Source organism: Rubripirellula tenax, from assembly GCF_007860125.1.
Lineage (GTDB): Bacteria > Planctomycetota > Planctomycetia > Pirellulales > Pirellulaceae > Rubripirellula > Rubripirellula tenax.
Genome location: NZ_SJPW01000009.1, coordinates 80,625 through 92,438 on the forward strand (window position 1 = coordinate 80,625; position 11,814 = coordinate 92,438).

General features: G+C 54.2%; 16 protein-coding genes and 2 pseudogenes. 9 read left to right on the top strand and 9 right to left on the bottom strand.

Translation table 11 applies throughout. From position 1 onward, the window contains the following. Positions 1–52: 52 nt before the first annotated feature. A complete protein-coding gene (locus Poly51_RS28075; protein ID WP_246114837.1) occupies positions 53–313 on the bottom strand; it encodes a CIA30 family protein in 261 nt (86 codons plus the stop codon). A 66-nt stretch (positions 314–379) separates the two neighbouring features. Between Poly51_RS28075 and Poly51_RS28080 the strand changes: the two genes are divergently transcribed. Then, positions 380–907 (top strand): transporter, encoded by a 528-nt coding sequence (locus tag Poly51_RS28080; RefSeq protein WP_186775870.1) that lies wholly within the window; start codon positions 380–382, stop codon positions 905–907. A gap of 92 nt (positions 908–999) precedes the next feature. Here the strand turns inward: Poly51_RS28080 and Poly51_RS28085 are convergent, their stop codons facing one another. Together Poly51_RS28085 and Poly51_RS30790 are read right to left on the bottom strand one after the other, a co-directional pair. Beyond that, entirely contained in the window at positions 1,000–1,482 is a 483-nt protein-coding gene (locus tag Poly51_RS28085; RefSeq protein WP_146462289.1) for a hypothetical protein, read from the bottom strand. Between the two features lie 107 nt (positions 1,483–1,589). Continuing rightward, positions 1,590–1,739 (bottom strand): GxxExxY protein, encoded by a 150-nt coding sequence (locus Poly51_RS30790; RefSeq protein ID WP_186775871.1) that lies wholly within the window; start codon positions 1,737–1,739, stop codon positions 1,590–1,592. A 51-nt stretch (positions 1,740–1,790) separates the two neighbouring features. Between Poly51_RS30790 and Poly51_RS28095 the strand changes: the two genes are divergently transcribed. From Poly51_RS28095 to Poly51_RS28125, 8 genes and pseudogenes are all read left to right on the top strand, one after another. Beyond that, a complete protein-coding gene (locus Poly51_RS28095; protein ID WP_146462291.1) occupies positions 1,791–2,618 on the top strand; it encodes a PhzF family phenazine biosynthesis protein in 828 nt (275 codons plus the stop codon). A 76-nt stretch (positions 2,619–2,694) separates the two neighbouring features. Then, on the top strand, positions 2,695–2,967 hold the full coding sequence (locus Poly51_RS28100) for a TIGR03643 family protein (protein ID WP_146462292.1): 273 nt from the start codon (positions 2,695–2,697) through the stop codon (positions 2,965–2,967). 232 nt (positions 2,968–3,199) lie between these two features. Continuing rightward, positions 3,200–3,505, top strand: a complete 306-nt coding sequence (locus Poly51_RS28105; RefSeq protein WP_246114838.1) for a hypothetical protein — start codon at positions 3,200–3,202, stop codon at positions 3,503–3,505. 244 nt (positions 3,506–3,749) lie between these two features. Beyond that, a complete protein-coding gene (locus tag Poly51_RS28110) occupies positions 3,750–5,378 on the top strand; it encodes a GH39 family glycosyl hydrolase (RefSeq protein WP_146462293.1) in 1,629 nt (542 codons plus the stop codon). Positions 5,379–5,576: 198 nt separating this feature from the next. Next, the gene (locus Poly51_RS28115; RefSeq protein WP_146462294.1) at positions 5,577–5,879 is read left to right on the top strand and encodes an MTH1187 family thiamine-binding protein; all 303 of its coding nucleotides are present in this window, start codon (positions 5,577–5,579) and stop codon (positions 5,877–5,879) included. Positions 5,880–6,124: 245 nt separating this feature from the next. Then, on the top strand, positions 6,125–8,044 hold the full coding sequence (locus Poly51_RS28120) for an OPT family oligopeptide transporter (RefSeq protein WP_222435940.1): 1,920 nt from the start codon (positions 6,125–6,127) through the stop codon (positions 8,042–8,044). Positions 8,045–8,104: 60 nt separating this feature from the next. Continuing rightward, positions 8,105–8,275 (top strand): hypothetical protein, encoded by a 171-nt coding sequence (locus tag Poly51_RS30795; protein ID WP_186775872.1) that lies wholly within the window; start codon positions 8,105–8,107, stop codon positions 8,273–8,275. A gap of 70 nt (positions 8,276–8,345) precedes the next feature. Continuing rightward, a pseudogene (locus Poly51_RS28125) lies at positions 8,346–8,486 on the top strand (YciI family protein); the annotation flags it as partial. A 317-nt stretch (positions 8,487–8,803) separates the two neighbouring features. Here Poly51_RS28125 and Poly51_RS28130 read toward each other — a convergent pair. The 6 genes and pseudogenes from Poly51_RS28130 to Poly51_RS28145 all read right to left on the bottom strand — a co-directional run. After that, positions 8,804–9,370 (bottom strand): annotated as a pseudogene (locus Poly51_RS28130) (ADP-ribosylglycohydrolase family protein); the annotation flags it as partial. Further along, positions 9,370–9,552: a phosphatase domain-containing protein gene (locus Poly51_RS31500; protein WP_246114840.1), complete on the bottom strand. Its 183-nt coding sequence runs from the start codon at positions 9,550–9,552 to the stop codon at positions 9,370–9,372. The pseudogene Poly51_RS28130 and the gene Poly51_RS31500, both read right to left, overlap by 1 nt. A 41-nt stretch (positions 9,553–9,593) precedes the next feature. Continuing rightward, positions 9,594–10,025 carry a hypothetical protein gene (locus Poly51_RS28135; RefSeq protein WP_246114841.1) on the bottom strand — a complete coding sequence of 144 codons (432 nt, stop codon included), beginning with the start codon at positions 10,023–10,025 and terminating at the stop codon, positions 9,594–9,596. Continuing rightward, positions 10,022–10,639, bottom strand: coding sequence for a hypothetical protein (locus Poly51_RS28140; protein WP_146462295.1), 618 nt, complete (start codon positions 10,637–10,639; stop codon positions 10,022–10,024). Before Poly51_RS28140 ends, Poly51_RS28135 begins: the two co-directional genes overlap by 4 nt. A gap of 182 nt (positions 10,640–10,821) precedes the next feature. Then, a complete protein-coding gene (locus tag Poly51_RS30800) occupies positions 10,822–11,163 on the bottom strand; it encodes a hypothetical protein (RefSeq protein ID WP_186775873.1) in 342 nt (113 codons plus the stop codon). 168 nt (positions 11,164–11,331) lie between these two features. Continuing rightward, positions 11,332–11,814 (bottom strand): alpha/beta hydrolase family protein (locus tag Poly51_RS28145; RefSeq protein WP_186775874.1); only part of this gene is annotated, 483 nt, incomplete at its 5' end.

The following is an 11,814-nucleotide window of genomic DNA, read 5'->3' on the forward strand; positions in this document are numbered from 1 at the left end:
CTCGATATTGACCCCGTCGATCAGGAGTTCGAACGGTCCCGGCTTTTCGTTGTTAAACGGGATTCCCACGGACGGAACCTGGCGAGATGTCAACTTCGTGCTGGGGATCGATCAGCCGAACGAATGGGCCATCGTTTTTTAACGACAGGTTGCCTGCGAATCGCATCACCCTGAGTCCGGTTTCGGCACTGTCACCCGAATCTAGTCTGACGATCGACGCTTGACTGCTCGATCGACCGCCCATCACACCAACGTTGACAATCTGCCAATTTCCCGTGTCGCTGGCATGAGTGTACGCGAAGAGACTGGTCATGGTTTGTGTGTGGGAGACCGCTGCGTTCAACGCGACTGCATCGTAGCAAATTGGTTGGAACTACGAGTGGCGTACACATACGGTGACGAGAAAACGAATGGGCAAACCGCTGCCGGTTCCGACGACTTGTACCTCGGCTTCAAGATCGGTTTGACATCTCAGAATGGTGTGCTTCCCGAGATGGCGATCATTCCGCAGATGACCGTACCGACGGCAAGCAGCGATCGAACCGAAGACGAAGTGCTTGCGGGGCTCAATTGGCTCTACGGTTGGGACATCAACGATTTCTTGTCCGCCGCTGGCAGCACTCGGTTCAACCGCGCGATCGACGAGGTCACCGCCGATGGATACACCGAGTGGGCGCAGTCGTGGACGCTGGGCTATTCGTTGGCAGAGCGTGTTGGCGCCTATACAGAGTACTACGGGTTCTACCCAAGCGGCGCTGACACGGCTTCACCTGAACACTATTTCAACGGTGGTGTCACATACCTGATCAACAATGACATGCGATGGGATATTCGTGGCGGAACAGGGCTGAACGATGAAGCCGATGACTACTTTTTCGGAACCGGGCTGTCAATTCGATTCCGCTAACCACGTCAGAGCTTGCTCGATGCTTTCACGAAACGCTTGACGACTTTCGCATCGACGTCCTCGAGGGACGTGTATGTCAGGTGCCGGCGGAACTAGCCACAGCCTTCAAGCAATCCGCCAGGATCGTCAAGTTCGCTGCCCTTGGCGAACGACAACTGCACGTGTGCATTGTGAGGGAAAACGCCGCAGAACTGGCCTTCCTTCTCGTCCGGCTTCAACGTGTAAAGCGTCCCATCGTACTTCGCGACCTTGGTCGATTTCGGTAGCGCCGCCATCACTAGCGAATCGAGCAATTCGACCAGGCCATTTTTCTCCGCATCGGTCATTTGCTTTTCCTTTTCAGTCAATAAGAAGTCGATCGTTTCCTCAACTGTCGCTCTCGCGTTTCCGGCATTTCCGCGGCGGCGACACGAAAACAGAAGCCCCTGAGTTTGCCGGGCGTCCGACTCGTCCCATACGTTTATCGACGCGTCGTTGGCTTCCAATGCAAATTGCAACTCCATCGGCACCGTGATCGGGTCTTGGACGGCGATGTCGTACGATATCCGCAAGAGAGCTAGCAACAGATAAAACACGAATTTTCACGGACAAGAACAGGATACTGAAATCCATGTTTGATCTGTGCGAGTCTGTGGCTCAAAACGATCCTCGTTCCCAACTGCTTGAATTCGACCGTCTCTTTTCAAAAATCGATCCGCAGTTCAACCCTGATTCGGGTAGCCTTCAGTTCGTTCATCAATCGAGCTTCGTCCGCCGCATTGCCCTCTTTGGCAGTCTTCAACTCGACGAGAACCTTTTCTTTCACAAAGGTGTCAGCAAAGTACTTGAACACGCACAAACATGTCCAAATCCGTGTCCATCCGTAAGAATCCGTGGCTAAAAAATGTTCATACCTAACTCGATCCCGATCTGGCAGGTCGACGCATTCGCCGACCGTCCGTTTTCCGGCAACCCAGCGGCCGTGTGCATCTTGGAAAATTTTCCGAGCAACCATTGGATGCAAAATGTTGCCGCCGAGATGAATCTGTCGGAGACCGCCTTCATCGTTCCGACCGACGAATCAAATTCTTTTCACCTGCGTTGGTTCACGCCAGCAACCGAAGTGGACCTTTGCGGTCACGCCACGCTGGCCGCCGCTCACACGCTGATCGAACAAAAACGAATCGATACCAACTTGCCGATCCGCTTCCAAACCCGCAGCGGCGAATTGCCCTGCTCGCAATCAGGATCTCGTATCACTCTCGATTTCCCGCTTGTGTCGGCACGTGGCGATGTCGAGTCCGATACGAAGAACGCTTTGCTCGCCGCGCTCGGTATTCAGGAAGCGGTCGTCCTGCGGACGAAGTTCGATCTCGTCGCCGCGGTAAGCGACGCGCGCATCGTCGAAGCACTGCGTCCCGACTTCAATGCACTCGAGAAAATCGAAACGCGTGGCGCGATGATCACGGCCTCAAGCCGAATCGACGGCGTCGACTTCATCTCTCGATTCTTTGCACCTCGCTGCGGTATCAACGAAGACCCGGTCACCGGATCCGCTCACTGCTTCCTCGCACCGTTCTGGGCCAAGCAACTGAACAAGACATCGCTCGTCGGCCATCAGGCTTCATCGCGGGGCGGCAAGGTGTACTGCGAAGTCGCTGGCGACCGCGTTCATTTGTCCGGCAACGCAGTCACTGTCTGGAAAGGCCACTTACTGGTTGCTCCTGAGTGATTCGAAAGAGCCACAGTTCGACACAGATCTATAGTTCCGTGAACCTCTTCTCTTTCCTGCAAATCCATTAAAGTCCGTGACTGAAATCCCCGAACTCACTCGAGCTCAGATCGATCGCGTCATCATGATGGCTTGGGAAGATCGCACCAGCTTCGATGCGATCCGCGACCAGTTTGGCTTGACGCCGGGCGACGTGATCAAGCTGATGCGACACGAAATGACGACTAACTCGTTCAAGATGTGGCGAAAGCGAACGCACGGCCGAACGACGAAGCACGAAGCTAAATTCGCCGAGACCGATGCTGGCGACCAACCCCGCCGCTTCCGAGCGAAGTCGCAACGAGGCTGATGGAAGGATGAGGGAGGAAGGCAGAAGGATGAGTTCGCGTAGAGTCCTTTCCGTCTCTTTCCGACGCGGCCCGAGATTGAAACGGGCAACAATGCATTCTGTTCGGCGATTGCCAGCTTGTTTGGAGCTGCCGATCATTTGCTGATGGGGTCTCGATTGTGGACTCGTATCGAACGGAACTGCATTAAGTTAAAGTTCATTGTCTCATTGCATTATATTGAACGAGGAAATCATGGAAAACGTCGACCAGGCAACCCCGCAGAAGAGTGACTCCGGCGCGGGCCCCGACCACACGGCAACGATCAAGTCGCAGATTCTGGAAAAAACTGGCAGGCCACCTCGTCTGCATCGTGTGGAGGTGTGTCAGCACCACAACGGCAACTATCGGGTCAACGTCTGGGAAAAGCTGGAACCGACGGGTGACTCGCCTTTTTCGACGGAAGTCCACATTGGATCGTCGTATTACTTGAAGGTTTCCGAGTCAGGTGAGATCATTCAGTGCAACCCGCCGTTGACGAAACGTCGCTTCCCGGCGTGAACAGGTCAAATTTCGTCTAACCAGTTGCCATGAGCTCGCCGAGTCTGTGCCGAGATGCGTCTGCGCAAGCCTCGGCCTAGTCATTTTGGACCGCATGTTGCTGGAAGCTGCCCGCCAACGGCGACTGGCAAGTTGCTTGGGCTGAAGCGATGGAAGCGTAAACCAAGATTGCAAAGGCGAGACGCTTTTCCTTTACGATTTCGGATATCGTCTGATGCTCTTCTAGAACAGGTAAGAGTCAGCTATGCACCGTTTCCTTTCGTACACCTTCCTCGCTTCCGCCACATGCCTTTTGGCGTCCTCCACGCTCAAGGCTGACAAGCCCGCCGGTTTAATCTCGAACGCGACTGAAGTTGCCGCTGAGATCGTCGTTGACTTGGATACCGAAGTTGGCGAGATGTACAACTTTTGGGACGTCTATCCAGTCACCGACCAGTCGCCATTCCTGGACGACCAGCAATTCGATCAGTTGAAACAAACCTACCGGTATGCCAAGTACATCAACTGTGTGCGGCTGCTCGGTGGGAAAGAACTGAAGAAGGACGACTACTTTCGCGGCGTCGATGACAAGGGCCAAGCGGTCTGCGATTTTTCCGAAGCATTGGCGATGCTCGCCGGAATTCGGAAATGCGGTTTTACACCTTGGATCGTGCTGGACAATGTACCGGCGAAGTTGAGCGAGAACCCGACGCAGAATCGCTACGGCAACACAGAGCCGCCGGCTGATTTTGATCTGTGGAGTAGCTATGTCAGGCAGTTCGCTCAATCGCTCGTCGACAAATTTGGAAGCGAGGACGTTTGCACGTGGCGTTTTCGTGTCGGCACCGAACCGGATTTCAACCCAGGTCACTGGACCGGAACGAAGCAACAATATTTGCAGCACTACGACTACACAGTCGCGGCCGTCCAAAGCGTGTTGCCAAATGTCGACATTGGTCCCGGAAACGTCGTTGCCCCGTTACGTGGTCGCAAAGACAAGTCGTGGGCGCCCAGCATCATCAACCACTGCGCGACGGGCACGAACTATATCACGGGCCAGACGGGGACGCCGCTCCGATTCTTCGGATCGTCTTACTACACGACCGTCGGCAAGGCGGACAAACAGTTTGATCAAGTGGTGAACTTCTTGCGAGGCAAGATCGATAGCCATCCCCAGCTTGCGAATGCCGCTAGTGAGCTTCCCATCGAGATACAGGAGTTTGGAATCCTAAGCGAAGGCGGAGAACGGATCATCGGCGACGGAACGGAATTCGGCGGATCATGGTTGTCTCACATGGCGGACAAGATTTATCAAAACCGCGTTCGCCGCGCGTATCAGTGGTCGTGGAACACGAACAAAGGTGGCGACCTGCCGACCCCGATTACCCATGTGATGGACATGTTGGAAGAGATGGACGGCGGAACTCGACTTTCGACGGCCGCATCGCGAACCAGCGAAGAAGAGCGTCTTGGCTGCATCGCCGCAAAGAAAGGCGATCGCGTCGACCTGATGGTGTTTCGTCACTTGGCCGTGCGCGACAACGGGAACAAAGTGCCGGTCCGTCTCACGCTCAGCGGTGATCTATTGGCAAAGAAGAACTGGACGCTCAGCCGAGCCAATGTGATCGACGGAGAGCATGCCGGATTCATGAGCCAGCGTGACGTCGACATCAAGCAGGCGAGAACCGAGGCCGGTAACGGAGCAAAGCACACTGCGATCGCGTCCAAGGTCATGACAGCACAGGTCATGACAGCACATCGATCCAAGTACGAAAAGATGAGCGAACTTCACTCCCTCGATCCACCGCCCACTGCGTCGACCGATGCTTCCGGTCAAATCCACTTCGACTTGATGATGGATGGCCACACAGTGGTTTTTCTTCGGTTGGAGTAGTCGGTGCGAATGGCCGGAGCACTTTGCCGACGCTGCGTTTGCTGCGATGTTCGCAAAATCGAATCTGATTGCACTGGGGATTTCAGGCAGTGTCAGTCGGTTGCATCATTGATGCCGCGCCACTGCATATTTCGTCGCGAAAGTTCAGGCTTTGTTGAATCAAATCATATCTAACGCAAATGTGAGGAAACGTTTGAGATGAAAGTCATTGTCGATCTGTGTGTCGTTCCGATGGGAGTTGGTGTTTCCGTGGGTAAGTACGTCGTTGAATGCCAAAACGTGTTGCAAGAAGCCGGACTGAATCACCAGGTTCACGCCTACGGCAGGAATATCGAGGGTGACTGGGACGAAGTGTTTCCCGCGATCAAGTGCTGCCACGAACGGGTACACGCGATGGGGGCGCCGCGAATCACGACCAGTATCATCAAAGTTGGAACTCGCACGGATCGCGAGCAATCCATGCAGGACAAGATTGACAGCGTGGTTGAGAAGAACGCTTGAGTATTTTCTTGTAACCGAAAACCCATCTCGTTAACCGGACCTAGTGCGGATCGGCATGGCTAAGCTCGTGTTCTGCGTTACTCCAGATCAACAGAGACATGGTGAGCAGTACCTCGGTTACCCTTCCGATTTTGCGTTTCCCACGACCAGTCCCACATTGCAAGGGCCGCCTGTGCTATCTCAATTATCGATAGCGCTTTCGCCTTGCTGCTTCTCACGCCATCAAAATGCCTCCGAGTTGACCCATGTCCGACAATCTCTCCAAGAAGACCGCCGAACCCGCTTTGAAATCAACAGCGGAGATTACTGTTCGCGTTTTGGTGTTGGGTTTGATTTTATCGGTCGTGATGGGCGCCGCCAATGTTTACGTCGGGCTGAAGGCTGGGATGACGGTTTCGGCATCGATTCCGGCGGCGGTCATGGCGATGCTGCTGTTTCGATTGTTTTTCAAAAACTCAACGATTCTTGAAGCGAACCAGGTTCAAACGTGTGCTTCGGCCGGCGAGTCTTTGGCGGCAGGAATAATCTTTACGATGCCGGCCATGATTCTGATCGGGTATTGGACTGAATTCGATTATTGGACCGTCACTCTGGTCGCCTTCACCGGTGGCTTGTTGGGAATCCTGTTCATGATTCCCATGCGCAAAGTATTCGTGGTGGACAATGATGAATTGAAATATCCCGAAGGCATTGCCTGTGCCACGGTGCTGCGCGCCGGAGAAGCGGACGAAGAAGACGGAGCCGGAACAAGTTTGCTTGTCGGTGGAGTGTTGGGTGGCGTGGTCAAAGTTATGGGTGGATTTCTGGGACTGATTAGTGGCAGTTTGGAAACGGCGGGCATTGCCAGTTCCAGGATCTTCTATTTCGGCGGCGACCTTTCACCGATGTTGATCGCCGTTGGATTCATCGTTCGGCTGAACGTTGCAATCTTGATTTTTATCGGTGGCGCGATGGCTTGGTTAATCGGCATTCCGCTGTTGGGCGGCGCGTTTACCGGCGATGGCGCCGACAGCGCCGTCGATCAAGCGTATGGCATTTGGAGTAGCCAGCTTCGCTACGTTGGCGTGGGGGCCATGGTCGTTGGCGGTTTTAGCGCGTTGATCGCTGTGCGACACGGGTTGGTGGCTGCCATCGCACATCTTTGGCATGGCGTGACTGGCGAACAAGATGTCATGGACGAGGATTCTGATCGCGACATCCCTTCGTGGGCCATTCTGGTGCTGGGTTTGTTATGCGTCGTGTTGCTGGCGATGATGAACTACTGGTTCACCAACAACGCGGGGATCACGCTACTATCGACCATCATCATGTTGGTGATGGGTTTCTTTTTCACTGCCGTTGCCAGCTACATTGTCGGATTGGTTGGTAATTCAAACAGCCCCGTTTCTGGTATGACCATCACGGCGGTGCTAGTGGCGGGCGCATTGTTGTACTTGGCCAACTACACCGGCATGGACGGCATGGTCGCGACGCTTGGCATTGCGGCCATCGTGTGCTGTGTCGCCTGCACCAGTGGCGACGTTTGCAATGATTTGAAAACTGGCTCACTGGTTGGAGCCTCCCCGTTTAGACAGCAGATGATGCAGATCGCCGGCGTGTCCGTGGCGGCTTTCGTCATGGCCCCAGTTTTAACGTTGCTTCACGAACATGGCGGCGGAATCGGAAGCAAGGAGCTGTCGGCTCCCCAGGCCGGTTTGTTCGCAAGCCTTGCCAAGGGTTTTGCAGGCGAGGGCGAACTGCCTTGGAAGATGATTGGAATCGGTGCCGGATTGGGATTCGCAATCCTTTTGATTGATGGAGCGTTGAAACGCAGTGGAGCCAAATTTCGAGCTCACTTGATGCCGATCGCGGTCGGGATGTATTTGCCCTTTGGATTGGCGATCCCCATTTTGATCGGCGGTTTGATCGCCTATTTCTATTCCAAAGACAAACCGGAAAAAGAGCACGATGCAGTGCTGCATCGCGGCGTCTTGTTTTCATCGGGCGTCATTGCTGGCGAGGCGCTCACCGCGGTCGGCATCGCAGGCTTGGCAGCGCTGGGAATTCAATCGCTCGAACTTGGATTCTCACCAGTAATGGTGACAGGGCTCTCGTGCCTAGCCGCGGTATTGATCGTGATCGTTTTCGTTATCATGTCAAAACCGCTCCAGCAAAACAATCGTTAAAGCAATGTGGTATTCCGCCTCTTCTTGCCAAACGATTGAACTGCAGCGAAGACCATTCGGATGATGGAACCGGTTCACCAACAGATTGAACAGATTTTCGACGAACCATCACGCATCGAGAAGGCGGGTGGCAGCATTCAGAGAACGAAGACCTCACTTGGTCCATATGGCTTCATGGTGTTGGCGATCGACACCGAAGGCAATATGTTCGAACTTCACTCACAGAAATGATCCCAATGCGACAAACAATTACACTTTGTCTCTGGTTTGACGACAGCACCAAGGAAGCCACGGAGCAGAAACGACCAAGCAACTCGGTGGCCACTACATCATCGACGTGGAAAATCTCGACGAAGCCATCGGCATAGCCGCCAGAATTCCCCAAGCAAGAAAGGGCAAGGAAGAGATTAGGCCGGTCTTCACGCTGCCGGAGTTGTCATAGCAGATAGTTCAGGTCTTTCCCTGACCCAGTGGATTTCGGTTCTGGTCGCGGACCACGCCAAATCGTTCGGGCGTTCTTAAATTGCCCACAGAACAAATCAATCACGAACGTCGCATGCAAGGCCCGCAGCAATCCAACGCAATTGCTGTTTACAAAATGCGATGAAAGTTAATCAAGCTGCACGCGTCTTTCCCCAAATTCATGCGACGACAACTAGCCTCCGATCGCTAGTAATCTTGTTGGCGTGCCGCTGAGTGAAAGTTTCGCTTCGACGGAAAAGTCTGACGACGACAAGATCCAAACGCTCTGGTCGCCCGGATTGCTGATCGCGATTCGGCCAGCCACAGGTTCGCATCGACCGATTCATGATCGCGAGAATGTCGGGCGGCGAACGCCACCGCGATCGCTCCGCATTCCGCTTTGGGATCGCTGTGCGTTAACCGCGACGATGCACGCACGAATTGCAGCATTTGTGGCAAGTCGTCAATCGCCGCGCCGAAGATTGCTGCTCGCATCGCTGGTCCGTTGCCCGCCGAGAACACGCCAGCGTTTGTCGGCTTGGCCCCTAACCAAAGCTTGAAACCCGCCCGAGCGGTCGCTTTGCCAACGCCCGCCGGCAAAGCCAAGATCCACCATCTCAGTCGGCTCGCAAAACGTCGTGCGAAAAGATTGGTATCGCCGTTCGCTTCGATTAGCGACTGAGCCACCATGCAGGTGTGCTCGGTATCGTCGGAGATCATCCCTCGACCGAAAAAGAATCGATAGCGATCCGGCGGCCCGAGCAACCGTGGCGATCGTTTGGCGGAGACACCTTCGTACGGCAACCCGAGAGCATCACCGACGGCGGTTCCCAAGATGCAACCGATGATCGCGTCGCGGTTCATTAGATTTGCTCCAAGATCATTCGTTGTGCCTTGTTCAATTCAACACCGGGACGGACCGCCTGAATGATCGCGATCGCATCCGCCGCCGTTTGTGCCTCACCGGACACAATCAACACAGCTGCAGCAACCAGCCCCGTTCTTCCGTGTCCTTGGGCGCAGTGAATCAGAACCGGCTTCGGCATTTAGATGATCTCGCCCGCCAACTCACGATCTCATCCGATGTCTATCCCGTCCCATCAAGCATCGGATGGCAAAGGTAGGACTGAAGGCCCCATCCATCCTTGGGTTCCGTGAACTCGCACGTCAAATCAACGACCGATGCAATGCCCTCCGGCAATTCGTGCCGAAGCAAACGCCTTGATAGTACGATGTCGTCATTCAGCATGCTGGTCTTCGGCTCCCGCGACAAAAACCGAACGACATGCCACACCGCCGACACGTACAGAACATAGGGAAGCACCAATAACGTCCCCAGTCGGCTGCGACGCCCATCAAAACGCTTTCCGAAGACGCCCGGTGCCGAGAACAAATAGGCGGAAGCAACCATACCAAACGATAACGCCGGATAAAAAAGCAACCAAGCCCAAGGCCCGCCGCGAAACGCCGCCACGCCAATCGCGATCGTCAGCAACAAGAAAAGGAAACCGTATTTCACACGTCCTCGACTCCTGGTTTGAATCGATCTCGCAAAGTGATGATGCGGTCGTGCAATTCTTGCATCTCAAACTGAACGATTGCGTCGCGTCGTTCCTTGGCGAGCTCTCCAATGGTCAGGTACTCGTCGTCCGGCTTCTCATACGGATGACGAGTTTCCCAATCGTGAACGATCGAATGAACGTCGACATTCCGAGATTCAAACAGAGCAGTTCGACACTCTGTTGTCATTTCTTGGTCTGACGTTTCAGTTAAAACAGAAACCAATTCGTCGTGACACCACGGAAGATCGATGATTGCCAGCACGGCAGCCATTTCAATCCGGTTGTTCGGAATGTCAGAACGAAGAGAGCGTCGAATCAAACTCATCGAGCACGGTAGCTTCATTTCCATTGCAAACATCGCCGCTTCACTCAGCTCGTTTCTATTGAGCCGCAAAAACTCATTTTCCCAGTCGCCTTTTGGGTTTAGCCGGACCAGCAACTTCAGTGCAGTGATCCAGATTCGCGGTGATGGGAGTTCGCCGTTCGGATCCACTCGATTGACGACATCTTTCAGGTGTCTGTTCCATCGATCCGAGAGCGACTTTTCTTCAATGATTCTGGTTGCGGACAACAGGACTCCTGACGCTGACAGTCTTAATGCATGACCAAGGCAAAACTCAAGATTGGGGGCATTCAAATCAGCAAGCAGTGTCAATGCATCCGATGAGCATTGGTCGCCGAGGAAACGCCGCTGAAGATCGTCGCACCTATCCCGAAAGCTTGCGATTATCTCCGAAAGGATGGAGAAGTCGCTCAACCTAAACCTTGGCGGCTTTGACGGTTTGCATTGGATTGCAGCAAACGCCCACTACCCCAAGGACGTGCGACTTGATGCCAAGCAGTTTCAGGCGCAAACTGACAGCCTTCAGGAATCCGACCGTCCAGATGCGTTTCAAGCAAACGGACCAACTCCGGTCTTCGCGTTTCGTTCCACTGTTCAGTCGTTATGACATTTTCGCCCGCGGTCGCGGCGAGGATTTCCGGCAAAACTGGGTAAGGATTCGCCTTGGCGTCGTCGTAGTTGGCTCCATTGGGGGCAGTTGCGTCGCCGTTGCGCCCAGGACGCAGCTTGTTGATGCCCAGCTGCCCAAGCATATTCCGGTGATCTTCCTGCGTCGTCAAATCAACGGGCTTCGACTCCTGAGCCGGCGTGAACGTGGCGGACAGGGCCAGGAAACAGAAGCAAGAAAGCGTTTTGCAAGACTGCGAAGAGATCCGTGTTGGTTCTGGACGTTGAGGGGATGGCTACCGCGGACTCAGGCCCTAAGAACCGTACAGGTGCTGTTCAAAGAAGTCGCGTATCTTCTTGGCGTAAGGAACCCCATATTTGTCGAACGTTGCTTTGACTTGTTCGTTTGGCTTCCAATCAAAGAACGCGTGCCCGGCTCCGTCGACTTGTTCGTAGATGACTTCCTGGCCTTTGGCTTCAAGTGCCTGAACGAAAGCTTCAGCGCTTTCGTGCCGAATCAGAAAGTCCTTTGTCCCTCGCAGCAGGTATTGCGGAACCTCCCGTGCACTCGCTTGAGGAATATTGCCTTGGGGAGCAATTGCCTCGCTCGCTTGTTCACCAAGATTTTGTACGAATCGCCCTAAACCCTCTTTGGAAAAAACTCCGTAGCTAGTGTCTGTCCGGAAATCACTCCGAGTGCGATTTCCTCGGGGTGAGCTTACGAGTTTCAGTCGCGAAGATTCGGATTCCGAGTAGCGGGCGAAGTGATTTCCGGCTTCTCTACATGTTTTGCGAGC

Coding starts and splice junctions, on each gene's coding strand:
- Poly51_RS28075 (WP_246114837.1), bottom strand. CDS start 313: ATGACCAGTCTCTTCGCGTACACTCATGCCAGCGACACGGGAAATTGG.
- Poly51_RS28105 (WP_246114838.1), top strand. CDS start 3,200: ATGGAAAACGTCGACCAGGCAACCCCGCAGAAGAGTGACTCCGGCGCG.
- Poly51_RS28110 (WP_146462293.1), top strand. CDS start 3,750: ATGCACCGTTTCCTTTCGTACACCTTCCTCGCTTCCGCCACATGCCTT.
- Poly51_RS31500 (WP_246114840.1), bottom strand. CDS start 9,552: ATGCCGAAGCCGGTTCTGATTCACTGCGCCCAAGGACACGGAAGAACG.
- Poly51_RS28095 (WP_146462291.1), top strand. CDS start 1,791: ATGTTCATACCTAACTCGATCCCGATCTGGCAGGTCGACGCATTCGCC.
- Poly51_RS30800 (WP_186775873.1), bottom strand. CDS start 11,163: ATGCTTGGGCAGCTGGGCATCAACAAGCTGCGTCCTGGGCGCAACGGC.
- Poly51_RS28120 (WP_222435940.1), top strand. CDS start 6,125: ATGTCCGACAATCTCTCCAAGAAGACCGCCGAACCCGCTTTGAAATCA.
- Poly51_RS28115 (WP_146462294.1), top strand. CDS start 5,577: ATGAAAGTCATTGTCGATCTGTGTGTCGTTCCGATGGGAGTTGGTGTT.
- Poly51_RS30795 (WP_186775872.1), top strand. CDS start 8,105: ATGATGGAACCGGTTCACCAACAGATTGAACAGATTTTCGACGAACCA.